The sequence below is a fragment of the Polymorphospora sp. NPDC051019 genome (assembly GCF_040683055.1).
GTDB classification, from domain to species: Bacteria; Actinomycetota; Actinomycetes; order Mycobacteriales; family Micromonosporaceae; genus Polymorphospora; species Polymorphospora lycopeni.
Genome location: NZ_JBFBCH010000016.1, coordinates 146,233 through 167,928, shown reverse-complemented (window position 1 = coordinate 167,928; position 21,696 = coordinate 146,233). Strand labels below are relative to the sequence as shown.

Annotated in this window: 21 protein-coding genes; 11 read left to right on the top strand and 10 right to left on the bottom strand. The window is 71.9% G+C overall.

Translation table 11 applies throughout. The features are described from left to right. Positions 1-54: 54 nt before the first annotated feature. From AB0M79_RS25550 to AB0M79_RS25540, 3 genes are read left to right on the top strand one after another with little or no spacing between them, the layout of a single operon-like run. Entirely contained in the window at positions 55-387 is a 333-nt protein-coding gene (locus AB0M79_RS25550) for a hypothetical protein (RefSeq protein ID WP_364218084.1), read from the top strand. 5 nt (positions 388-392) lie between these two features. Continuing rightward, positions 393-1,409: a hypothetical protein gene (locus AB0M79_RS25545; protein WP_364218082.1), complete on the top strand. Its 1,017-nt coding sequence runs from the start codon at positions 393-395 to the stop codon at positions 1,407-1,409. 17 nt (positions 1,410-1,426) lie between these two features. Then, positions 1,427-2,215 carry a hypothetical protein gene (locus tag AB0M79_RS25540; protein WP_364218080.1) on the top strand — a complete coding sequence of 263 codons (789 nt, stop codon included), beginning with the start codon at positions 1,427-1,429 and terminating at the stop codon, positions 2,213-2,215. A 46-nt stretch (positions 2,216-2,261) separates the two neighbouring features. Here AB0M79_RS25540 and AB0M79_RS25535 read toward each other — a convergent pair whose 3' ends face one another. The 3 genes from AB0M79_RS25535 to aceA all read right to left on the bottom strand — a co-directional run bounded on the left by AB0M79_RS25535 (position 2,262) and on the right by aceA (position 6,546). Further along, positions 2,262-3,515, bottom strand: coding sequence for an FAD-binding protein (locus AB0M79_RS25535; RefSeq protein ID WP_364218078.1), 1,254 nt, complete (start codon positions 3,513-3,515; stop codon positions 2,262-2,264). A 173-nt stretch (positions 3,516-3,688) separates the two neighbouring features. Beyond that, positions 3,689-5,278, bottom strand: a complete 1,590-nt coding sequence (aceB, locus tag AB0M79_RS25530) for a malate synthase A (RefSeq protein ID WP_364218076.1) — start codon at positions 5,276-5,278, stop codon at positions 3,689-3,691. Then, the gene (gene aceA / locus AB0M79_RS25525; RefSeq protein WP_364218074.1) at positions 5,275-6,546 is read right to left on the bottom strand and encodes an isocitrate lyase; all 1,272 of its coding nucleotides are present in this window, start codon (positions 6,544-6,546) and stop codon (positions 5,275-5,277) included. Before aceA ends, aceB begins: the two co-directional genes overlap by 4 nt. Positions 6,547-6,726: 180 nt before the next feature. Here aceA and AB0M79_RS25520 point away from each other — a divergent pair, with 180 nt between their 5' ends. Continuing rightward, complete coding sequence (locus AB0M79_RS25520; protein WP_357541985.1) at positions 6,727-8,124, top strand: short-chain fatty acyl-CoA regulator family protein; 1,398 nt, start codon at positions 6,727-6,729, stop codon at positions 8,122-8,124. 35 nt (positions 8,125-8,159) lie between these two features. Here AB0M79_RS25520 and AB0M79_RS25515 read toward each other — a convergent pair whose 3' ends face one another. From AB0M79_RS25515 to AB0M79_RS25505, 3 genes are all read right to left on the bottom strand, one after another. Then, positions 8,160-8,819, bottom strand: coding sequence for a response regulator transcription factor (locus AB0M79_RS25515; protein WP_364218072.1), 660 nt, complete (start codon positions 8,817-8,819; stop codon positions 8,160-8,162). 61 nt (positions 8,820-8,880) lie between these two features. Then, entirely contained in the window at positions 8,881-9,612 is a 732-nt protein-coding gene (locus tag AB0M79_RS25510) for a hypothetical protein (RefSeq protein WP_364218070.1), read from the bottom strand. 117 nt (positions 9,613-9,729) lie between these two features. Next, positions 9,730-10,704 (bottom strand): LuxR family transcriptional regulator, encoded by a 975-nt coding sequence (locus tag AB0M79_RS25505; protein ID WP_364218068.1) that lies wholly within the window; start codon positions 10,702-10,704, stop codon positions 9,730-9,732. Positions 10,705-10,885: 181 nt separating this feature from the next. Here AB0M79_RS25505 and AB0M79_RS25500 point away from each other — a divergent pair, with 181 nt between their 5' ends. Both AB0M79_RS25500 and AB0M79_RS25495 read left to right on the top strand, forming a co-directional pair. Beyond that, positions 10,886-11,176 carry a hypothetical protein gene (locus AB0M79_RS25500; protein ID WP_357541977.1) on the top strand — a complete coding sequence of 97 codons (291 nt, stop codon included), beginning with the start codon at positions 10,886-10,888 and terminating at the stop codon, positions 11,174-11,176. Positions 11,177-11,180: 4 nt separating this feature from the next. Continuing rightward, the gene (locus AB0M79_RS25495) at positions 11,181-11,888 is read left to right on the top strand and encodes a hypothetical protein (protein WP_364218066.1); all 708 of its coding nucleotides are present in this window, start codon (positions 11,181-11,183) and stop codon (positions 11,886-11,888) included. A 34-nt stretch (positions 11,889-11,922) separates the two neighbouring features. Here the strand turns inward: AB0M79_RS25495 and AB0M79_RS25490 are convergent, their stop codons facing one another. From AB0M79_RS25490 to AB0M79_RS25480, 3 genes are all read right to left on the bottom strand, one after another. Continuing rightward, entirely contained in the window at positions 11,923-12,486 is a 564-nt protein-coding gene (locus AB0M79_RS25490; protein WP_364218064.1) for a DUF5825 family protein, read from the bottom strand. A gap of 2 nt (positions 12,487-12,488) precedes the next feature. After that, a complete protein-coding gene (locus tag AB0M79_RS25485) occupies positions 12,489-14,318 on the bottom strand; it encodes a RiPP maturation radical SAM C-methyltransferase (protein ID WP_364218062.1) in 1,830 nt (609 codons plus the stop codon). Positions 14,319-14,630: 312 nt separating this feature from the next. Next, positions 14,631-15,395 carry a ferritin-like domain-containing protein gene (locus AB0M79_RS25480; RefSeq protein WP_364218060.1) on the bottom strand — a complete coding sequence of 255 codons (765 nt, stop codon included), beginning with the start codon at positions 15,393-15,395 and terminating at the stop codon, positions 14,631-14,633. A gap of 236 nt (positions 15,396-15,631) precedes the next feature. Here AB0M79_RS25480 and AB0M79_RS25475 point away from each other — a divergent pair, with 236 nt between their 5' ends. From AB0M79_RS25475 to AB0M79_RS25460, 4 genes are all read left to right on the top strand, one after another. After that, positions 15,632-16,978: an MFS transporter gene (locus AB0M79_RS25475; protein ID WP_364218058.1), complete on the top strand. Its 1,347-nt coding sequence runs from the start codon at positions 15,632-15,634 to the stop codon at positions 16,976-16,978. 90 nt (positions 16,979-17,068) lie between these two features. Continuing rightward, on the top strand, positions 17,069-18,028 hold the full coding sequence (locus tag AB0M79_RS25470) for a thiamine pyrophosphate-dependent dehydrogenase E1 component subunit alpha (RefSeq protein ID WP_364218056.1): 960 nt from the start codon (positions 17,069-17,071) through the stop codon (positions 18,026-18,028). Then, positions 18,025-18,996 (top strand): transketolase C-terminal domain-containing protein, encoded by a 972-nt coding sequence (locus AB0M79_RS25465; protein ID WP_364218054.1) that lies wholly within the window; start codon positions 18,025-18,027, stop codon positions 18,994-18,996. Before AB0M79_RS25470 ends, AB0M79_RS25465 begins: the two co-directional genes overlap by 4 nt. After that, positions 18,993-20,315, top strand: a complete 1,323-nt coding sequence (locus AB0M79_RS25460) for an aspartate aminotransferase family protein (RefSeq protein WP_364218052.1) — start codon at positions 18,993-18,995, stop codon at positions 20,313-20,315. Before AB0M79_RS25465 ends, AB0M79_RS25460 begins: the two co-directional genes overlap by 4 nt. Here the strand turns inward: AB0M79_RS25460 and AB0M79_RS25455 are convergent. After that, complete coding sequence (locus AB0M79_RS25455; RefSeq protein WP_364218050.1) at positions 20,281-20,931, bottom strand: XRE family transcriptional regulator; 651 nt, start codon at positions 20,929-20,931, stop codon at positions 20,281-20,283. The two genes, AB0M79_RS25460 and AB0M79_RS25455, sit on opposite strands and share 35 nt — an antisense overlap. 46 nt (positions 20,932-20,977) lie before the next feature. Between AB0M79_RS25455 and AB0M79_RS25450 the strand changes: the two genes are divergently transcribed. Beyond that, the gene (locus tag AB0M79_RS25450; protein WP_364218048.1) at positions 20,978-21,493 is read left to right on the top strand and encodes an N-acetyltransferase family protein; all 516 of its coding nucleotides are present in this window, start codon (positions 20,978-20,980) and stop codon (positions 21,491-21,493) included. Positions 21,494-21,696: the final 203 nt, after the last annotated feature.

Sequence of the window (21,696 nt, the reverse complement as noted above, 5' to 3'; positions counted from 1 at the left end):
CGACGGGGATCCCTGCCCATTGAGGGGGGTCTCCGGAACGGGAAGGCTCGGGGCATGTCCCTCGTATGTGACCCCAGCACCGACGGCGCACGGTACGCCGAATACAGCGCCACCGCCGCGAAACAGGCGGTGGCGCTGCGTGCCGCCGCCGACCGGATCGGCACCACCACGAACACCATCGGCCGGCAGGTGGCGGCCGTCGAGTTCCAGAGCCCGTCGGCGGCCGACTTCCGGCGGCGCGCCGAGGGAGTCGACGCGGAACTGCGCGGGGTGGCCCGGCGACTCACCGACCTCGCCGAGACGCTCGACCGGACCGGCCGGCACTATGCCGAACTGCACCTCGACTGGCTGGCCAAGCGGGGCGCCGCCGGCCTGACGGGAGGCTGACCGTGGTGGGAAGCAATCCGGTCACCCGGTACGTGTTCAATCTCGACGACATCAACGGCACCGGGATGTCCCTGATCCGGGCCGCCGGCACGCTCGGTGGCACCGCCGACTCGGTACGGGCCGCCGGCCGGGCCTGCGAAACGCTACCGAACGTCGGTCCGGGCATCGCCCAGCAGACGACGACGCTGGCCAGGGCTCTGGACGCGCTCGAACGAAGCCTCGGGGCCGAAGGCCGCTGGTTGTCGGCGACCGCCGGCAGGCTCGCCGCGGTGGACGCGGGGGTCTGGGCCGGCGCCTCCGTCGCCAAGATTCACCGGGCGCTACGCGACGGCGGCGGGGAATCGGGGCGGCACCGGAAGACGGGACGGCTGGGCCGCGTCACCGCGGTGGCCGCCGACCTCTTCGGTGAGGACGTCACAGGCTCGAAACTGCCCGACATCGCCGCACGTTACTACGAGGCGGCGAAAAGACTCCGTGACATGTCCCAGCGTCTTCCGAAGCCGGGCGCACCGCCGACCCCGGCGCGTCGACCCGCAGCGCCGGACCTGGCCGAGCGGCTGGCCGGGGACGGGCGCGGCCTCAACCGCCTCAAGCGTGGCGGCACCATGATGGTTCCGGTCGTCGGATCCGGCGCGATGACGCTCGCCGACATCAAGCAGTGGCGCACCCAGGAGCACGACGGCCTACGTGGCGGGTTCGAGAAGCTCCGGGACAGCGCGGCCGTGACCGCCTCGCTGATGCATCTCGGCACCGACGTACTGAACGTGGTCCCGGGTGCCGGCACACTTGCCGACAAGGGTCTCGACGGAATCATCTTCGTCGCGCTGGACGGCCCGGTGATGCTGATGGACGGCGCGGACTACCTCTTGTTCGAGAAGGGGAACGACATCGTGCACATCGTCGGCGACGCGGGCGGCTCGGTCCTCAAGGGTGCTGCCGATGTCGCCGGGGCGGCCGCCAAGAGCATCGCCCCGGCCCCGGTCTTGAACGGGCTCAGGAGCATTGGTGGTCTCCTCCCATGACCGCCGGGTACACGTCCATGACGGGAACCACCGGCTCCCTCGGTCCTCTCGCACTTCGTGCGTCGGCCGACGAACTCGACGCGCTCGCCTACGGGCTCACGGGGGTCGGTTTTCCAGGGGTGGGGCCATCCCTCGTCACCGCGGCCGCCGAGACGCACCGGGCCGTCGTGGCGCGGCGTCTGCTCGGCTCGCTGATCGTGCGTGGTGTCGTGGAGGAGGCGCCGGACCACTGGCGGATCAGTCCGGCGTACCAGGATCTGCTGGCCACCGTGCTCGATCCGCGACAGGCCGTCTCGGTACGTGTCCGGACACCGGACTCCTCCGCGATGGCGATCGTCTGCCAGGGGCCGGCCGGGGTCGTGGTGCACGGGGCAGGGCCGGGCGGTACCCACGAGCTAAGACGGGTCGACGACGACCTGGACACCGCGGTGGTCACCCTGCTCGGGGTACCCGACGACGACATCATCGGAACCCGGAACGACGACCGGCCCGTCCGGCTGCGGTACAGCGCGCTGCTGCGGCAACTCGATGAGCCGGTCGGGGTGACCGCCTGCGGTTTCGTCGCCGCCCTCGCCGACTACCGGTACACCGCGAAGCTGATCCCGTTCGGCCGGACCGGCGAGACCTACCATGTCAGCTCGGCCGTGCTGGTCGCCGGTGGAACCGGTCCGCTCTGGGCCGCGACCGTCCAACCGGACGCCGCCACCGACGACCCCGGGACGGACGCCGACGGCTGGGTGACCGCCCGCCCACTCCTACCCGCCGATCTGCGTGACTGGCTACGCGGTCTCGACCTGGCCGGCTGACCCGGGTCACCGGTGGCGACGACCGGCTCGACCGCTGGAGCCACCGCTACCCACCGGTGGCCGCCGACGGACCGAGCACCCGGTCGACGAAGGCGTTGCCGAACTTGCCGGTCGGGTCGACCCGGTCACGCAGCCGCGCGAAGTCGTCGAGCCGGGGATACACCGACCGCAGCTCCGCACCGGTCGCGACGAAGCACTTGCCCCAGTGCGGGCGGGCGCCGAGCGGCAGCAGCGCCTCCTCGATCGCCGGCAGCACCCCGTAGACGGCGGGGGTGTCGCGTACCCAGGTGAAGTGCAGGGCGACGACGTCGGTGCCGTACGCGCCGCTCAGCCAGAGCCGGTCGGCGGCCACCGTACGGATCTCGCCGACCTGGAGGACCGGCGCGAGCCGGGGGCCGAGCCGGCGCAGTTCGGTGATCGCCGTCGCGGCGTGCCGCCTCGGCACCAGGTATTCGCTCTGCAGTTCCTCACCCCGGCTGGGGGTGAACGCCATCCGGAAGTGCGGCAGCCGCTCGTGCCACGGGCTGGGTACGCCGTGCTGCCCGGTGACGGCCGCGACGTCGGCGCCGGCCAGCATGTGCCGGGTGCCGTCGGCCCGGGGTGCGCCGAGGAAGTCCGCCGGTGGTTCGCCGGCGCGGCTCTTGCGCCACACCTGGTCGACGCGGTCGCCGGCCCAGTCGGTGAAGAGGCTGACGCTGTACGCCCCGGCGGTGACCGCGTCGAGGTCGGTGAGCACGGTGTCCCAGGACAGTCCGGTGTAGACGGTCTGCCGTACGTCGTACGCCGGCTCGATGTCGAGGGTCAGCGTGACGACGATGCCGAGCGCGCCGAGGGCGACGACGCTGCCGTCGAAGTCCGGGTCGGTCCGGGTGAGCCGGCGGACTGCGCCGTCGGGTCCGACGATCTCGACGGCGGCGACCGCGGTGGCCAGCGAGCCGTTGCGGTCGCCGGAGCCATGGGTGCCGGTGGCGACCGCCCCGGCGACCGAGATGTGCGGCAGGGAGGCGAGGTTGGCCAGCGCCCAGCCCTTGGCGTGCAGCGCTTCGGCGACCTCGCCGTAGCGGGCGCCGCCGCCGACGGTGACCTGGCGGCGGTCCGGGTCGATGTCGACGCCGGCCGGCAGCGCGGCCAGCGACAGGAGCAGGCCGGTGGTGTCGCCGATGTCGGTGAACGAGTGCCGGGAGCCGAGCGCCCGCACCCGGTCCGCGCGGGCCACGACGTCGCGCAGTTCGTCCACGGATGCCGGCGCGTGCACCCCGGCCGCCCGGTAGGTGTGGTTGCCGGCCCAGTTCGTCTCCATGGGTAAGAGGCTAGGGCCGGGCGGGCCGGCCGCGCTGGCCCCGTGTCCCGGCGTCGCGGGTCCGGCCGCCTGTCGCGGGTCCGGCTGCCTGTCGCGGGTCCGGCTGCCTGTCGCGGCCCACAGCGAGTTCGCTGTGCGTACGCCGAATTCGCTGTGGGCTCCGACAGAGACACCTACGTCGACTCGACCAGGTGCCGGGCATAGGCGTCGGTGGTGAAGAACGCCGGCAGGTCCTCGGCGAGGGCGTTCTGGTCGAAGACCGTCGCCGCCGCGAGGGCCCGCTCCCGGTCGGCGCCGCTGCGTCCCCGCGCCAGCTTCGCCGACTCCTCGGCGACCAGCGACCGGACCAGGTCGGCGGTGACCACGCCGCCGTCGGCCAGCGGGGTGCCGTGGGCCTGCCACTGCCACACCTGGCAGCGGGCGATCTCGGCGGTGGCGGCGTCCTCCATCAGGTCGAAGATGGCGACCGCGCCGGTGCCGGCGATCCACGCGTCGAAGTAGCGCAGGGCGACGGCGATGTTGGATCGTACCCCGGCCAGCGAGACCTGGCCCGGCGTCTTGTCGACGGCGAGCAGGTCGGCGGCGGTGACGAAGACGTCGTCGCGGAGCCGGTCGAGTTGGTTCGGCCGGTCGGCGAGTACGGCGTCGAAGACCTCGCGGCAGACCGGGACCAGCCCCGGGTGGGCGACCCACGAGCCGTCGAACCCGTCGCCGGCCTCGCGTTCCTTGTCGGCCCGGACCTTGCCGAGGGCGACCTCGTTGACCGCCGGGTCCCGGCTGGGGATGAAGGCGGCCATGCCGCCGATGGCGTGCGCGCCGCGCTTGTGGCAGGTCCGGACCAGCAGTTCGGTGTACGCCCGCATGAACGGCACGGTCATCGTCACGTCGACGCGGTCCGGCAGTACGTAGTCCGGCCACTGCCCGAAGTTCTTGATGACGCTGAAGATGTAGTCCCACCGGCCGGCGTTCAGGCCGGCGGAGTGTTCCCGCAGCTCGTACAGGATCTCTTCCATCTCGAACGCGGCCGTGATGGTCTCGATCAGGGTGGTGGCCCGGATCGTGCCCTGCGGAATGCCGAGGTAGCGCTGGGCGAAGACGAAGATGTCGTTCCACAGCCGCGCCTCGCGGTGCGTCTCCAGCTTGGGCAGGTAGAAGTAGGGTCCGCGACCGGCGTCGAGCTGCCGCCGCGCGCAGTGGAAGAGATAGAGCCCGAAGTCGACCAGGCTGGCCGAGACGGGGCGGCCGTCGATGACGATGTGCTTCTCGACCAGGTGCCAGCCGCGTGGCCGGACGACGATGGTGGCCGGGTCGTCGGACAGGGCGTACCGCTTGCCCTGCGGGCTGGTGAAGTCGATCCGCCGGTCGAGGGCGTCGATCAGGTTGAGCTGGCCGTTGACGACGTTGTGCCAGGTCGGGGCGGTGGCGTCCTCGAAGTCGGCGAGCCACACCTTGGCCCCGGAGTTCAGGGCGTTGATGGTCATCTTCCGGTCGGTCGGGCCGGTGATCTCCACCCGGCGGTCGACGAGTCCGGGGGCCGGCGGCGCCACCCGCCAGGTCGGGTCGGCGCGGATGGCGGCGGTCTCGGGCAGGAAGTCGGGCAGTTGGCCGGAGGCGTACCGGGCGCGGCGGGCGCGGCGGGTGTCCAGCAGCGCCACCCGGCGGGCGGCGAACTCCCGGTCGAGGGCGACCAGGAACTCCAGTGCGTGCGGGGTGAGGACTTCTTCGAACCGGTCCCCCATCGGGCCGGTGACCTGGAGTGTCATGCGAACTGCTCCTCTTCGGTCGAACCGCGCAGCGCGGTCGTCTCGGCGGCGGGGTTGAGCACGGTGCTGATCAGGTCGAAGTAGCCGGTGCCGACCTCACGCTGGTGCTTGACCGCGGTGTAGCCGGCGGCCTCGGCGGCGAACTCCCTCTCCTGAAGGGAGACGTACGCCGGCATCCCGTCGGCGGCGTAGCCGCGGGCCAGGTCGAACATGGAGTAGTTCAGCGCGTGGAAGCCGGCCAGGGTGATGAACTGGAACTTGTAGCCCATGTGCCCGAGTTCGCGCTGGAACTTGGCGATGGTGGCGTCGTCGAGGTGCTTGCGCCAGTTGAACGACGGCGAGCAGTTGTAGGCCAGCAGCTGGTCCGGGTAGCGCTCCTTGATCGCCTCGGCGAACTGCCGGGCCACCTCCAGGTCCGGCTTGCTGGTCTCCATCCAGAGCAGGTCGGCGTACGGGGCGTAGGCGAGGCCGCGGGCGATGCACGGCTCGATGCCGTTGCGTACCCGGTAGAAGCCCTCGGCGGTCCGCTCGCCGGTGGTGAAGGGCCGGTCCCGCTCGTCGACGTCGGTGGTGATCAGGGTGGCGGCCTGCGCGTCGGTCCGGGCGACGATCACCGACGGTACGCCGGCGACGTCGGCGGCGAGCCGGGCGGCGTTGAGGGTCCGCACGTGCTGGCCGGTCGGGATGAGCACCTTGCCGCCGAGGTGGCCGCACTTCTTCTCGGAGGCGAGCTGGTCCTCCCAGTGCACGCCGGCCGCGCCGGCCGCGATCATCGCGGTCATCAGTTCGTACGCGTTGAGGACGCCGCCGAAACCGGCCTCGGCGTCGGCGACGATCGGGGCGAGCCAGTCGTGGTCGGTCGGGGTGCCCTCGGCGGTGGTGATCTGGGCGGCGCGCAGCAGCGCGTTGTTGATCCGGCGGACCACGGCGGGCACCGAGTTGGCCGGGTAGAGGCTCTGGTCGGGGTAGGTGTGGCCGGACAGGTTGGCGTCGGCGGCGACCTGCCAGCCGGACAGGTAGATGGCCTTGAGGCCGGCGCGGACCATCTGCACGGCCTGGTTGCCGGTGAGCGCGCCGAGGGCGTGGACGTAGTCCTCTTCGTGCAGGAGCTGCCACAGCCGCCGCGCGCCGCGCCGGGCGAGGGTGTGTTCCTCCTGGATCGCCCCGCGCAGCCGTACGACGTCCTCGGCGCGGTAGGTGCGTTCGACGCCCTGCCAGCGGGCCTGGGTGGCCCACTCGTTCCGCAACTGCTCTGCCGCTGTGCTCATGGGGCTCTCCTTCGGTCATCCGGGAACGGCGTGTCCCCACCATGGCACCGGGCGGATCACCGGGTCGAGATACGTAATCGGCCAATTATTGAAAACTGGAAAGCGCTTTTTGCCAACTTGCGAAAGGGTCCTTTAGCAGAGGTGTTAACGTGTCGGAATCCCGGCCGGAGAGGAGTCGCGATGACCAAGACGTTCGCCGGCGCCCGGCTGCGCCGGCTGCGTGAGGACCGGGGCATCAGCCAGATCGAACTGGCCCGGCAGCTCGCCATCTCGCCGAGTTACCTCAACCAGATCGAGCACGACACCCGGCCGCTGACCGTCGCCGTGCTGATGCGGATCACCGAGGTCTTCGGCATCGACACCGCGTTCTTCGCCCCGCACGACGCGCCCCGGCTGGTGGCGAACCTGCGGGAGGCGCTCGGTGCCCGGGCCAGCGTGCCCGACCTGACCGAGCTGGCCAGCCGGCTGCCCGAGGTCGCCGAGGCGGTGATCGACCTGCACCGCCGCTACCAGCAGGTCAACGAGCAGCTCACCGAACTGGTCGGCGACCGCGACACCGTCGGTGGGCGCAGCCCGCACGACCAGGTCATCGACTTCTTCTACCGACGGCAGAACTACGTGCCGGAGCTGGACGAGGCGGCCGAGGCGCTGGCCGGGAGCATCGGCGTACGGCGCGGTGAGGCCCGGTCGGCGCTGCGGGACCGGCTGGCCGACCGGCACGGCATCCGGATCGCCCGGCAGGACACCGACGCGCTCGCCGGCGATCTGCACCGCTACCGGCCGCAGACCCGCACCCTGCACCTGTCGACGTCGCTGCGGGCCGGGCAGGAGGCGATCCGAATGGGTGCCCAGATCGCGCTTCTCGAATACACCGACATCATTGACGAGATCATCGAACAGGAGCGGTTCGACGATGTGCAGACGCAGATTCTCATGCGGGTGGGATTGGCCAACTACTTCGCGGCCGCGGTGATCCTGCCGTACCAGAGGTTCCTGTCCGCGGCCGAGACGATGCGCTACGACATCGACCTGTTGACCAACCATTTCGCGATGGGCTGGGAAAGCGTCTGTCACCGGCTGAGCACGTTGCAGCGGCCGAAGGCGCGCGGCGTGCCGTTCTCGTTCGTGCGGGTCGACCGGGCCGGCAACATGTCCAAGCGGCAGTCGGCGACCGGGTTCCCGTTCTCCCGCTCGGGCGGCACCTGTCCACTGTGGAACGTGTACGAGGCGTTCAGCGCCCCCGGCCGGGTGATGACCCAGGTGGCGGCGATGCCGGACGGGCAGCGCTACCTGTGGATCGCCCGCACCGTGATCCGGCACCACGGCGGCTACGGCCAGCCCGGCAAGGTCTTCGCCATCGGGCTCGGCTGCGAGACCCGGCACGCCGGCCGGCTGGTCTACTCCGCCGGCATGGACCTGCACGCCACCGACGCCGCGACCCCGATCGGCCCCGGCTGCAAGACCTGCGAGCGGATGACCTGCCCGCAGCGGGCCGCCGCCCCGATCAGCCGTCGCCTCGACCTCGACGAGAACCGCAGCACCTTCATCCCGTATCCGCTGAAGGACCGCACCGGCTGACCGGGCTCCGGCCGGGCGTCGGGGCCGGCGCCGCGTCAGCCCCGGGCGTCGTGGACGAGGATGGCGACCTGCACCCGGTTGGCGCACTCCATCTTGGTCAGCAGCCGGGAGACGTACGCCTTGACGGTGGCGACGCTCATGAACAGCTCGACGCTGATCTCGGCGTTGGACAGGCCCTGGCCGACCGCCTCGGCGACCTCACGCTCGCGTCCGGTGAGGCGGCCCAGCATGCTCCTGGCCCGCGCCACCCGGTCGGTGCGGTCGGCGCGGTCCTCGTCGCGCACCACGTGTTCGATCAACCTGCCGACCACCGACGGGGACAGCATCGACTCGCCCTCGGCGACCCGGCGCACCGCGTCGATGATCTCCAGCGGCGGGGTGTCCTTGAGCAGGAAACCGCTGGCCCCGGCGCGCAGCGCCCGCAGGATGTGGGCGTCGGTGTCGAACGTGGTGAGGACGATGACCGCCGGCGAGCCGGCGACCGTACGCAGGGCCTCGGTGGCGGTCAGGCCGTCCATGCCGGGCATCCGGATGTCCATGAGTACGACGTCCGGCCGCAGCCGGGCGACGGCGGCCAGGGCCTCGGCGCCGTCGGCCGCCTCCCCCACCACCTCGATGTCCCGGCCGGCGCCGAGCACCGTGGCCAGCCCGAGGCGGACCATGGAGTCGTCGTCGACGAGGAGGACGCGGACCATACCGGTCACGGTAGCGACGCCGCCGGTTCGCGGCCGTCCGGTGGCGGCGGAGAGCACCGGGTCACGACCGTACGAGGGGGCGCCAGTACTGCTGGGTGCCCTCGTCCCGGACGGCGTAGTCGAGCTTGAGGATCGCGCCGCGCAGGTCGCGTACCTCCTTGTGGGCCTTCTTCTTCAGGGCCGAGGCGCGGATCGCGAGCAGGTCGTGGACGGCGGGCGGCAGGTCGGCGGTGTGGACGTGCCAGGGGCGGTAGAGGTCGGTGAACGGGTCGGTGTCCCGCCACGGGTATCCGTGGCCGCGGAAGGCGTCGGCGATGACCGTCGGGGCGGCCTCGTGGGTCTCGTACAGCAGTTGGCGGGACTCGTAATCGAGGACGACGACCTTGGTGCCGTCGACGAAGACGGCGGCCACGTCGGCGCGGGGGATGATCCACTTCTCCTCGCCCCGCTCGATCCGCAGCTCGGTGTCGCCGACCGTCAGCTTCAGCGACTCGGTCATCGTCGTGAGGGCGATCCCGGCCACCACCGCGAGCCAGATGGCCATGTTGACGGCGATCTCCCAGGGTCGGTCGATGCCGGCGAAGAGCCGGAAGACGAAGCCCATCGGCAGTCCGACCTCCCAGCTCAGCGCCCAGCGGGCGAGCGGGGGAAGGCCGAACCCGAGCACCAGTACGAGGGCGGGCAGCCCGGCGAAGAGGACGATCTTGTTGAGGAGTGGGACGCCGAGGTAGGTCCGGTTGTCGCCGGCACCGTGGCGGGCCGCGGGTTGCTTGCCGGTCTTGCGGGCGTCCATCGGTTCCCTCCGTGTGACGGTGGCGGGCCGGGTCCGGCTCGCCCTGTCGACCACGCTAGGTGTCGGGGACGGCCGGCGACCAGTCGCCGAAAGTCGATGATCCGGGCGGTCCGGTGCTCACAGCCAGCGCTGGCGTACGGCGTTCGCGCCGGCCTGGAAGCGGCTGGCGGCACCGAGCCGGTCGGTCAGGTCGGACATCATCCGCTGGATGGTCCGGACGGACAGGCCGAGCCGGCGGGCGGCCGACTCGTCGGTGTGGCCGTCGCCGAGCAGCCGGAGCAGTTCCCGCTCGGGCGGTTCGAGACCGTTGTCGTCGACGGGCGCGGCGCTGCCGAACGGGGTGGCGGACGACCACACCTGGTCGAAGAGGGCGCAGACGGCGGTGGTCACCCCCGGGCTGTGGATCTCGACCGCGCCCTTGCGCGGGTCGGCCGGGTCGATCGGGAGCAGGGCCAGCCGACGATCGACAACTGTCAGTTGAAAATGGATTAGTGGGACGGTCCGGGCCTCTCCTCCCATTTCACTGAACCAACGTGCGTACGCCAGCGTTTCCGGATCGTTGCGGAAGCTGTCCTGATAGACGGCCCGGACCGTGATTCCGTGTTCGAGTGCGCGGCGGTGGAATGGTCGGCTGACCGCGATGGCGTCGAACTTGCGCGGGCCGCCCGGAATGAACGACAGGCACTCGGAGCCGGCCAGGGCGGCCAGGTGTTCCAGCCGGTCCCGCACCGCGTCGAGGGTGGGCAGACGGACCAGCCGGTCGCGCTGCCGGTTGTCGCTGTGCGCCTCGGCGAGCGCCTCCACGGCGGCCTGGGTGGCCTCGATCTCGTACTGCTGCCGGGCGATGCTGGCCCTGGCGCGGGCCAGCAGCGGGGCGAGGCCGACCTCGGGGTTCGTCGGCCGCAGCCGGCCCGGGATGTCGCCCGACTCCCGCACCAGGGCGAGTTCGATCAGTTCGTCGAGCGCGTCGTGCACCTGGTGTGTCGACACCTCGACCGATCGCGCGAGTTCGGCCACTCCCCAGGTCGGCTCCGCCAGCATCGCGCGGTAGACGGCTTCCGCCGTCGTCGACAGACCAAGGGATCTGAACAACTCGGCCTCCTCGCCCTGCCGAACACCGTCTCAGACGATCTTCGGGTTGGCAAGGGTGCCGACGGCCGCCGTGGCGTGATCGCGCCAGGCGTTTTCACGCCTATTTCCGCTCGTTGACCGCATTCGAAGACAAAGAAAAGAATGAATCCGCAAGGATGTCCGCGACCCCTGGACGGAAAACATGCAGTTATCGGCCGTATCCCTCGCCCCGGTCGGCGAGGACCGCACCCCGCTGACGCCGGAGACGCTGCGCGACCTGGTCCTCGGACTGCGCGCCGAGACCGACCGGGTCGAGCACGTCAAGGTCATCGAGCGGGCGGGGATGATGTGGATCGCCGCGTTCGTCGCGGTGGCCGACGACGAGCGGGCCCAGCACTGCCTGCACGAGCTGTGCGCCCGGCTGACCGGTGTCATCAACGGCTGGGACATCGTCGGGGCGCCCGAGTGGCACACTCCCGCGGTCGACGGGTGATCACGTGACCGGAGACGACACCGCGTCGACGCGGCTGGCCGCCGGACCCGACCGGACGTTGCCGCACCGGGCCACGTACCAGGAGCGGCGCGGCCCGGCCGCCGAGATCAACCTCGCCCTGGTCGCCGCCGAACTGGCCGAACTGACCCGCGACGAACTGCTGGTGCTGGTGCCGGCACCGCACCGGCTGCCGCTGCCGGCGCACCTCTTCGAGAGCCTGCGGGCCCGTGGGGTCACCGTCCGGCTGCTGCACGCCGCCGTACCGGAACCGCCGGCCGGGCCGCTCGCCGCCCTGGCCCGCGGCGGGATCGCCCTGCCGACGTCGTCGCAGATCCCCTACTTCCTCGTCATCCGGGACCGGGCCGTGCTCTACCTGCCCTACCAGGATTCCGGGCATCCGAAGGCGGACCGGCTGACCAGGATGCGCAACGTCGTGCTGGCCGGCTCGCTGGCGGCCGCGTACGGCGCCGTCTGGGAGGCCGCGGCGCGGCGGGCGGAGGCGGCCCGGGTCGCCGCCGGGATCGACGGCGTCGAGGGCGGGCGGGACCTGGTCCGGGTGCTCGGCGACGGGCTCACCGACCAGCAGGCGGCGGCGCGGCTGCACATGAGCAAGCGGACGTTCGCCCGGCGGGTGGCGGTGCTGATGCAGCGCCTCGACGCCGCCACCCGCTTCCAGGCCGGGGTACAGGCGGCCCGGCGCGGCTGGGTCTGAAGCCGCCCACCCGGCCGGCAACCGTGCCCGCCCGTCACACCGCGAGGTAGGGCACCGGCCAGTGCCGCATCCGGTACGGCAGCACCAGCGCCCGGCCGCCCGCCTCGACGGCGAGCCCCGCCTCGACCGCGTCGGCGACGAGTTCGTCGTCGCCCGGACCGGGGACGCCGTCGGGTGACTCGGCCAGCCGCTCGAACCGGTCGGCGCCCTCCTCGATCACCATCCGGGCGCCGGGCTGCCCCGGCCGGACGTCCTTGACGGTGACGATGCCGGGGCCGCGGCGGTAGTAGTACGTGCCGTACCGGTAGTCGCGGGCCCACTCGACGGCGTGGTTCATGCCGTCGAGGCCGACGCCGTCGGACGGCGCGACGAAGTGGGCGTACGTCTCCAGCGGGAACGCCGGCCGGCCGCTGATCGTCCAGCGCAGCCGTACGGCGTGGCTGGTCAGGGTGCGCAGCAGCCGCAGGTGTTCGAGGTCCCGCACCGGGTCCTGCCCGAACCGCAGTGGCTCGGGCAGGACGACCACCTGGAGACTGTGGGCCGCCGGGTCGGCGCGCAGCGCGGCGATGTCGACCGCAGGTCGGGTCGTCGTGGTCATCGTCAGCCCACCTTCAGCGGCTCGGTGGTGGTCGCCAGCGCGATCCAGTGATCCTGTTCGGTGAAGACGAGCCCGTGTTCGGACAGTTCCCGTAGCCAGGCGTCGACCTTCTCGGCCGGCAGCCCGTATCCGGCGAGCCGGGCGGCGAGGGCCTTCGCCGTACGGCCGTTGCCCAGTTCCCGGTAGCCGGCGACGAACGGTGCCCCCACGATGTGGTGGTCGCGTTCGGGCCAGCCGACCCGCCGGTCGGCGATCACGATCTCCTCGTCGTCGTCGCGCACCACCCGCAGCGCACTGGACGGGTATCCGTCGTTCCACAGGTTGATCAGCTTGGCGAGCGGTTCGGCGTCGGCGTCGGACAGTCCGGCCGGCTCGGTGTCGAAGAGATAGACCATGTCGGTCAGCTGGTCGGCCGGCAGCGCGTAGACGTGGTCGTAGAGCCGGGCCGGCCGGCGCTCGGGGAAGCCGAGCAGCGGGTTCTCGAAGTAGGGGCTGAACCGTTCGAGCAGGATGCGGGCCAGGCCGGCCGGCGGCTGCAGGTGGATCAGGGCCGGCACCTGGCGCAGGATCGCCTGGTAGTCGGCGCCGCGCTCGCTCGGAAAGCCGTAGAGCCAGTTCCAGGTCACGGTCAGCGCCGCGGATTCGCAGTCGCGCAGCGTACGGACGTTGCGGACACCGGTGACGCCCTTGTCCATCAGCTTGAGTACGGGGCTGATCAGCGACTCGATCCCGGGCTGGACGTGGGTGACGCCGGCCTGCCGCAGCGCCTCGATCTCGTCGGGGCGCAGGTTGGACTTCACCTCGTAGTGGATGCGCAGGTCCCAGTCGAGGTCGGCGACGCGGGGCAGCACGTCGCGGAAGTAGCGGTTGTCGATGATGTTGTCGACCATGATCACGTCGAGGGTCTGGTGCCGGCTGACCAGTGTGGTCAGTTCGGCGATCACGGCGTCCGGCGACTTGGCCCGGAACTGCATGCCGGTGCCGTTGAGGCCGCAGAACGTGCAGTGGTGCTTCTCCCCCCACCAGCAGCCGCGGGCGCTCTCCAGGACGAGCTTCGGTTCGACGTACTCGTTGACCGGCGAGTCGGCCATCAGCTCGAACCAGTCGTCGAAGTCCGGCACCGGGATGAGTCCGGGCGGGACCAGGCCGCCCTGCGGGTTGTCGTGCCGCTGGTCGCCGTCGCGCCAGGACAGTCCGGGTACGTCGGCGTACGGGATCTTCCCGTCGATGGCGTCGAGCAGGGCCGGGTAGGCGATCTCGCCCTCGCCCCGGATGACGTGGTCGATGAACGGGAAGTTGCGGTGCATGGCGGTGCCCATGGCGCCGTCGCAGTTGCCGCCGCCGAAGACGATGATCAGGTCGGGTGCCAGTTCGCGCAGCCGGCGGGCGGTGGCCAGGCTCGGCGCGTTCTGCATGAAGGTGGTGCTGAAGCCGACCATGGTCGGGTTCGTGGCGAGGATGTCGCGGGCGGCGGCGTCGACGAACGCGGCGGCGTGCGGGCGCATCCGGGTGACCACGTCGATGTCGACGTCGAGGTCGGCGGCGTACCGCCGCAGCTCGGCGACGCCGAACTCGTCGTCGTCGTGCAGCACCCCGGCGAAGACCCAGTCGCCCAGCCCGTGGAAGAGGCCGGATTCGGCGACGTCGGTGTATTCCGCCGGCCCGATCCCGCCGTCTGTGGCGGCGAGCAGGAACTCGGCCCACCGGGTGCCGCCGTGGTAGGTCGCCGGCTCCGGCCGTCCGGTGGCGACGGTGATGGCCTTGAGCAGGCCGAGGGGCAGCGAGGGGCAGTCCAGCGACTGCCACGGCATGGCCGCGAGGCAGATGGCCACGGGTCACCTCCGCAGACTGGTGGGCCGGGGGTACGCCCGGGCGGGGCGTTGGCACCGCCCGGGCGTCTGGATCACTTGGCCGACCGCTTGAGGTCGACCTGGTACTTGCACGTGCCGTGGGTGACCTTCTTCAGGCCCACCTTCTTGATCTTCATCCGTGTTCACCCCCCATCGCCGGGTCGGGCACGGGTGCGCGGCGTCCGGGCGGGACCGGCCCGCCCGGACGCCGCGGTCACTTCGTCGCCTTCTTCAGGTCGGCGATGTACTTGCAGGTGCCGTGCGTGACCTTCTTCAGGCCCACCTTCTTGATCTTCATTTCTGCTCACCTCCCCTCGTGAACTCCACACCGGCGGCGCGCAACCGGGCGCGGTGCCGGCGGACGAACCAGGCCTTGATCCGTTTCGGGTCGCGGCCGGTCAGCGCACCGCACTTGGCGGAGATGCTGTCGAGAGAGGTGATGTTGAAGCCCAGGTCGTGCCATTCCTGGCCGTGTTCGCGCCAGAGTTCGGCGCCCTGGCGGGTCTTGGAGACCCGGGCGAGGTAGTTCAGGCCGATGGCGATGTGGTGGATCTCGTCGCCGCGTACGGCCTCGTAGAGCCGGCCGAGCGGGTCGCCGGCGAAGATCTCCTGGAAGAGGATGAACTCGTCGGCCGCCAGCCCTTCGAGGATCGTGTGCACCAGCGCCCGCCCCATGTGCGGCAGGCTGACCAGCATCTCGTTGAGCGGTTCCACCGTCTCCGGGGCGTCCGGTTCCGGTTCGCCACCGATCGCCTTGGCGTACTGGTAGAAGGCGTCGGCGTGCCGGGCCTCGTCGGCGGTGGCCAGGGCCAGGCTGAAGCGCAGCGGCGCGTCCTCGGTGTGGGTCGCCAGCGTGGCGGCGGCGACCAGGCCGGCCTGCTCGGCGTAGTAGCCGCGTGACGCGACCCGCCACGCGGACTCGGTGCGGTCCCAGTCCTTGCGGCGCATGGCGTCGCCGATGATGTCGGTCGCGCGCCAGGACTTCTTGTCGCGGGTCGCGCCGAAGATGCGGTAGGCGGCGGCGTCGCTGTCGAGTTCGTCTGCGCGGTGAAGTGCCATGACTGCTCCAGTGCGGTGCGAGCGGACCTTGAGGACCGTGGCCCGCCGGTGGGATGCCGGCCGACCCGTGGCGCCGCATGTCCTGCCCGTGGCCGGGCCCGTGACACGCCTCGATGAGGCGAAACACGCAGCCGGCCACTCTCCGCCCGGAGATTGACCAAACTAACTGGCCCTACGGACCGCGTCAAGGCTGCTACTCGCGGTCAGCGCGACCCGGGTCGAACTAAGCTGCGCCGATGGCAACCCGCCGCAGACCCTGGTCCCGTACGGCCGGTCACGGGCTCGGATCGCTCGTCACCGCGCACGGTGTCGGCGTGGTCGGCACCCAGATCACCGCGCTCGCCCTGCCCACCCTCGCGATCCTCCACCTGGGAGCGTCGCCGCTGGTCGCGAGCGTGCTCTTCGCGCTGGAGTTCGGGGCACAGGCGTTCGCCGCGCCGGTGCTCGGCGTGCTGGTCGACCGGGCCCGGTCGCCGCGGCGGCTGCTGATCCTGGCCAGCCTCGGCTACGGCCTGGCCGTCCTGCTGGTGCCGGTCGCCGCCGTCGGCGGCCTGCTCTCGCTGGTGCTGCTCGGCGCCGTCGCGGTCGTGACCGGGGTACTCGGCGGGCTGATCACCATCGGGCTGCAGGCCGTCGTACCGGTGCTCGTGCCGCGCGACAAGCTGGTCGCGGCGAACTCCGCGATGGCCGGGGCCCGGTCGGTCGGGCAGGTGGCGGGGCCGGCCGTCGCCGGGACGCTGGTGCAGTGGTGGGGCGCGGCGGCGGCGATGGGCGTGGACGCGGGCACCCGGGTGCTGTCCATCCTCGCCTTCGCCACGATGCGCCCCTCCCGCGAGGCGCTGGCCCGCCGGTCCGCCGAGGCGTCCGGCATGGTCCGGGCGTTGCGCGACGGCGTCGCGGTGCTGCGCGGCCAGCCCCTCCTGGTCCGGATCGCGGTCACCGCCGCGGCGCTCAACTTCGGCGGCTCGGCGCTCGGCGCGCTCTACCTCGTCTTCGCCTACCAGGAACTGCACCTGTCGCCGGGCCTGGTCGGGGCCGCCTACGTGGTCAACAGCGTGGCGTCGCTGGTGGCGGTCGGGACGGCCGGGTGGGTCATCCGCCGGCTGCGGATGGTGCGGGTGGTGCCGTTCTTCGCCCCGCTGGCCGGGGCCGCCCTGTTCCTGATCCCGGCCGCCGCGATCGCCCCGCCGTTCGCCGCCCTGGTCGCCTACGAGGCGGTCTTCGGCTACTGCGCGACGGTGTGGTTCATCGCCACCGCCACCCTCCAGCAGTCGCTGGTGCCGACCCACCAGCTGGGTCGGGTGATCGCGATGAGCCGGACGATCGGCGCCCTGGCCATCCCGGTCGGCGCCCTGCTCGGCGGGGCGCTGGCCCAGTGGTGGGGCATGGTCCCGACCCTGCTCGCCTTCGCCGCCGCGGCGCTGGCCGGCACCGGCGCGAGCATCGTACGGAACACCCGGTTCGGCACAATGATGCCGACATCGGTCGATGATCGGCCCGCCGAGAGTGGCACTAACGCGCCATCCTCTGAGGTTTTGTTGACAGCCGAGCCGACCAGCCCGAAAGCTGGCTCCAGCAGTTAGTCACGAGCCGTACGGCGTACCCGGCGTCCTGCGTTTCCTCCGCCCGGAACCGCACCACGCAAGCCAACGAACTCCTGACGGGACCGCACCATGGATCTGTTGTCCGCATACCGCGCCATGCTCGAAATCCGACTCTTCGAAGAGGGCGTGCTGCGGTTGGCCGGGCAGGGGCTCGTGCCCGGCGCGACACATCCCTACACCGGCCAGGAGGCCGTCGCCGTCGGCGTCCTCGCCGCCCGCCGGCCGGACGAGTGGGTGGTCAGCTTCTACCGCTGCCACGGTCACGCCCTCGCCGCCGGCAGCCCGCCCGAGCCGTTGTTGCGCGAGATCCTCGGCCGCGACGGCGGGGTCTGCGGCGGCAAGTCCGGCTCGATGCACCTCGCCGACCGGGCCAACCACCTGCTCGGGTCGACGTCGATCGTCGCGGCCCAGCTCCCGATCGCGGCCGGCGCGGCGATGTCCGCGAAGCTCGACGGCGCCGGCCGGGCCGTGATCGTCTTCTGCGGCGACGGGGCGCTGAGCGCCGGTGGCGCGTACGAGACCCTGATGATCGCCGCCGCGCAGCGGCTGCCGCTGCTCGTGGTCTGCGAGGACAACGGCTGGCAGGACCGCACCGCCAGCCCGCTGGTGCGCCACCTCACGCCGACCGAACTCGTCCGTGGCCTGCGGCTGCCGCACGTCGAGGTCGACGGCAACGACGTCGAGGCGGTGCACGAGGCGGCCACCGGCGCGCTCGCCGCCTGCCGGGACGGTGGCGGGGTCGGGGTGCTGGTCGCCCACACCTACCTGCGGCATTTCCACTCCCAGCTCGGTCCACGGCCGCCGGCGGAATACCGCCCGGCGGCCGAACGCGAACGCTGGCTGGCCCGCGACCCGCTCACCGTCGCCGCCGACCGGATCACCGCCGACCTGACCGCGCTGCGTGCCGAGGTCGCCGCCGGGACGGACGCGCTGATCCGCCGGGTGGTCGACGCCGGTGGGCCCGCCCCGGCGACCGCCGCGACCGGGATCACGGTCACCGGCGACGCGCTGATCGGCGCGGCCCGGTGAGCCGCCCGCACCCGATCGGGGCGGCGGTCCGTGACGCGCTGACCGCCCAGCCGACGATGAGCATGTTCTGCACCTACCAGCAGGACGACCTGGTCGCGCGGTACGGCGGCGACCGGATGGTCCGGATGCCGATCGCCGAGAACGCGATGCTGGGCATGGCGCTCGGCATGGCCCTGACCGGCCGGCGGGTGCTGGTCAGCATCGCCCGGATCGCCTTCCTCTACAGCGCCTTCGACCAGCTGGTCAACCAGGTCACCACCTGGCGCTACATGTCGGGCGGGCAGTTCTCGGTGCCGCTGGTCGTCCGCGGCTTCAGCCGGGGCGGTGAGCACCTCGGCGCCCAGCACGAGCACGCCCCGTACGGGCTGCTGAGCCGGATCCCCGGCCTGGTGGTCGCCGTACCCGGGTCGCCGAACTCGCTCGCCGGCCTGCTGCGGACCGCGTTGACCCATCCCGACCCGGTGGTCGTGCTGGAGTCGCCGCTGCTGTTCACCCCGGACTGGGCGGAGTTGCCCGAGCCCGAGCCGTCGCCGGCCGCGCTGCCGTTCGGGGTCGCCGGGCTGGCCCGGGCCGGCGCCGACCTGACGATGGTCGGCATCGGCAACACGGTCGCCGCCTGCCTGCGCGCCGCCGACCGGCTGGCCGGGCAGGGCGTCGACGCCCGGGTCGTCGACCTGCGTACGGCGGCACCGCTGGACCGCGACGGGGTGGCCGCGATGGTCCTGCCGGACCGGCCGGTCCTGCTCGTCGACGAGGAGCCGCGCTCCGGTTCGGTGATGACCGACCTCGCCCTGCACCTGGTCCAGACCGGGGCGGCCGACCCCGGACGGATCGACCTGCTGACCGGCGCCCCGGTGCCGGCGCCGGTCAGCCCGACCCTGCTCGCTCCCCTGCTGCCCGACGTGGACCGGATCGTCGACGCGGCCCTGCACAGTTTCGCCCCCGACCTGCGGAGGAAGAACCCATGATCGAAAGCAGCGGGTACGCCGTCTGGCACGGCCTGACCCCGATGGGCGAGTTCCTGCGCGACAACGATCCGGACATGTTCCTGGTCAGCGGGGCGGACAGCCACGTGGTCGACGCCGGCGGCCGGCGCTACCTCGACGCCCGGTCGTCGATGTGGAACGTCACCCTCGGCTACTCCTGCGAGCCGGTGAAGCGGGCGATGGCCCGCCAACTCGACGTGCTGCCGTCCGGCACCGTGATGCGCTACGAGCACCCGCCGCAGTCCACCGTGGACTACGCCGCGGCGCTCGCGGCCACCCTGCCGGCGCCGCTGCGGCACATCCGGTTCGGCAACACCGGCAGCCAGATGACCGAGTCGGCGGCGATGCTGTCCCGGTTCTACCGGCGGATGACCGGCGAGACCGACCGGCACACCGTGATCGCCCTGCACAGCGCCTACCACGGCACCGGGCCGCTGGCGACGGCGCTGACCGACGAGCCGGTCCTGCACGACTACTCCGCGCCGGTCGACCAGCACGTCGTGCATGTCACCACCCCGCCGCCGGTGTCGTGCGAGCCCGGCGCCTGCACCGGTGGGTGCGTCCGGCCGGTCCTCGACGCCATCGAGTCGGTCGGCACCGACCACGTCACGGCGGTCATGTTCGAGCCGGTCTCCGGCACCTCGTTCCTGCCGGCGCCGCCGCACTACCTGGAGACGCTGATCGTCGAGTGCCGGCGGCGCGGCATCCACACCATCGCCGACGAGGTGACCACCGGCGCCGGCCGGGTCGGCGCGATGACGTACATCGAGCGGCTGACCGAGGTGCCGGACATGCTGGTGCTCGGCAAGGGGCTGAGCGCCGGCTACTTCCCGCTGGCCGTGCTCGCCGTCGGGTCGCACGTCTTCGACGCGCTGACCCACCCGCCGGTGCGGCTCGGCTTCCCCAACGGCTCCACCACCGACGGCCACCCGCTCGGGGCGGCGGCCGGGCTGGCCGTACTCGACGTCCTCACCGCCGACGGCTTCTTCGACGGCGTACGGCGGCGCAGCGCCGACCTGGTCGCGATGCTGGCCGCGGCGGCGGAGTCGGAGCCGCGGCTGGGCGCCGTACGCGGCGAGGGGATGCTGCTCGGCATCGAACTGGTCGACGAGAACGGCGAGCCGTGGCGGGTGCGGGAGGTGAACCGGTTCCGGCTGGCCTGCCGTGACCAGGGGCTGCTGACCAGCTATTCGCTCGGGGTGCTGCCGCTGCTGCCCCAGCTCACCATCAGCGAGGCCGACTGCCGCGAGCTGGTCGACCTGCTGCTCAAGGCGTTGGCGGCGTACCAACCGGGCGCCTGACGCCCACCGGCCCGCCCGGGTGCCCGGCCGCCGGTCCGTCCGGGCGGGTACGCGCGGTCCGGGGTCGCATGATCAGTGCCGCCACGTGGTAGGTGCACGGCTCGGTGCCGGGGTTGGCGTAGGCGTGCGGGGTGTCGGCGGCGAAGTAGACGGAGTCGCCGGCCCGCAGCTCGACCACCCGGTCGGTGAGGCTCAGCCGCAGGGTGCCGTGTTCGACCGCCACGAACTCGTGGGAGCCGGGCGCGTAGGCGGGGAACTCGCCGGCGTCGCAGCCGGCGGGCAGGGTGGTGCGTATCCACTCGAAGTTCACCCCGGGCACCACGGGGCTGACGATGGTCCGCCGCCATCCGCCGGGTTCCTCGACCGTGTCCTGCTCGGTGGCGCGGCGGACGACGACGCGTACGTGCTCGGCCTCGGTGACGAGGTCGGCCAGGCTGGTGCCGAGCCCGTCGGCGATGCGGGCGAGGACCACGACGGTCGGCACCTTCTGGCCGCGTTCGACCGAGGACAGCATGCTCACGCTCACCTCGGCCGCGTCGGCCACCTCGGCGAGGGTCATGCCCCGGTCGCGGCGTAGTTCCTGCACCCGGGCGCCCAGCTTCACCAGATCGAGCATTTCACTATAATAGCGTTCCATTTCACTATAGAGAAATGAGACGCCCGTGTCGACGCCTCCAGCGACCATCCGCCCCGCCACTTCGGCCGACCTCACCGCGGTCGCCGAGATCATGAAGCACTACGTCGAGCAGACCGTCGCCACCTTCACCGAGATCCCGCCGACCGTCGACGAGTGGTCCCGGCTGCACGGGGACCTGGCGGCCCGGGGTCTCCCCTTCCTCGTCGCGCAGGCCGGCGGGGACGTGGTCGGCTTCGCCTACGCCGGCCCGTGGCGACCGAAGTCGGCCTACCGGCACACGGTGGAGGACACCGTCTACCTCGCGCCGACCGCGACCGGCCACGGCATCGGCACCGCCCTGCTGTCGGAACTGGCCAGCCGGGCCACCGCAGCGGGCTGCCGGCAGATGATCGCGGTCATCGCCGACACGGGCGACCCCTCCTCGGCCGCCCTGCACCGCCGCCTGGGGTTCGTCGACGCCGGCCGGCTCCGGGCGGTCGGCTTCAAGCACGGCCGGTGGATCGACACCCTGCTGCTCCAGCGGGAGCTGACCGCGCCCTAGACATCCATCGACATCACGCCGTTGACGCCTTCGTAGCACGTCGGTAAAGTTCGCCCCCAAGCAACGAAAGATTCAAACAAAGCCATGCTTGTTTCAAAGCAGGCTGGCGCAATTTCCCACGCGGACACCCACGGTGGCCGCCCCTCTCCTCCGTCCCGGACAAGGCCCGGTGATGCCTTCGGCTGCCGTACGCACCGGCTGGT

Coding starts and splice junctions, on each gene's coding strand:
- AB0M79_RS25460 (WP_364218052.1), top strand. CDS start 18,993: ATGATCGAAAGCAGCGGGTACGCCGTCTGGCACGGCCTGACCCCGATG.
- AB0M79_RS25480 (WP_364218060.1), bottom strand. CDS start 15,395: ATGGCACTTCACCGCGCAGACGAACTCGACAGCGACGCCGCCGCCTAC.
- AB0M79_RS25470 (WP_364218056.1), top strand. CDS start 17,069: ATGGATCTGTTGTCCGCATACCGCGCCATGCTCGAAATCCGACTCTTC.
- AB0M79_RS25540 (WP_364218080.1), top strand. CDS start 1,427: ATGACGGGAACCACCGGCTCCCTCGGTCCTCTCGCACTTCGTGCGTCG.
- AB0M79_RS25515 (WP_364218072.1), bottom strand. CDS start 8,819: ATGGTCCGCGTCCTCCTCGTCGACGACGACTCCATGGTCCGCCTCGGG.
- AB0M79_RS25475 (WP_364218058.1), top strand. CDS start 15,632: ATGGCAACCCGCCGCAGACCCTGGTCCCGTACGGCCGGTCACGGGCTC.
- AB0M79_RS25500 (WP_357541977.1), top strand. CDS start 10,886: ATGCAGTTATCGGCCGTATCCCTCGCCCCGGTCGGCGAGGACCGCACC.
- AB0M79_RS25490 (WP_364218064.1), bottom strand. CDS start 12,486: ATGACCACGACGACCCGACCTGCGGTCGACATCGCCGCGCTGCGCGCC.
- AB0M79_RS25550 (WP_364218084.1), top strand. CDS start 55: ATGTCCCTCGTATGTGACCCCAGCACCGACGGCGCACGGTACGCCGAA.
- AB0M79_RS25535 (WP_364218078.1), bottom strand. CDS start 3,515: ATGGAGACGAACTGGGCCGGCAACCACACCTACCGGGCGGCCGGGGTG.
- aceA (WP_364218074.1), bottom strand. CDS start 6,546: ATGAGCACAGCGGCAGAGCAGTTGCGGAACGAGTGGGCCACCCAGGCC.
- AB0M79_RS25510 (WP_364218070.1), bottom strand. CDS start 9,612: ATGGACGCCCGCAAGACCGGCAAGCAACCCGCGGCCCGCCACGGTGCC.
- AB0M79_RS25455 (WP_364218050.1), bottom strand. CDS start 20,931: ATGCTCGATCTGGTGAAGCTGGGCGCCCGGGTGCAGGAACTACGCCGC.
- aceB (WP_364218076.1), bottom strand. CDS start 5,278: ATGACACTCCAGGTCACCGGCCCGATGGGGGACCGGTTCGAAGAAGTC.
- AB0M79_RS25520 (WP_357541985.1), top strand. CDS start 6,727: ATGACCAAGACGTTCGCCGGCGCCCGGCTGCGCCGGCTGCGTGAGGAC.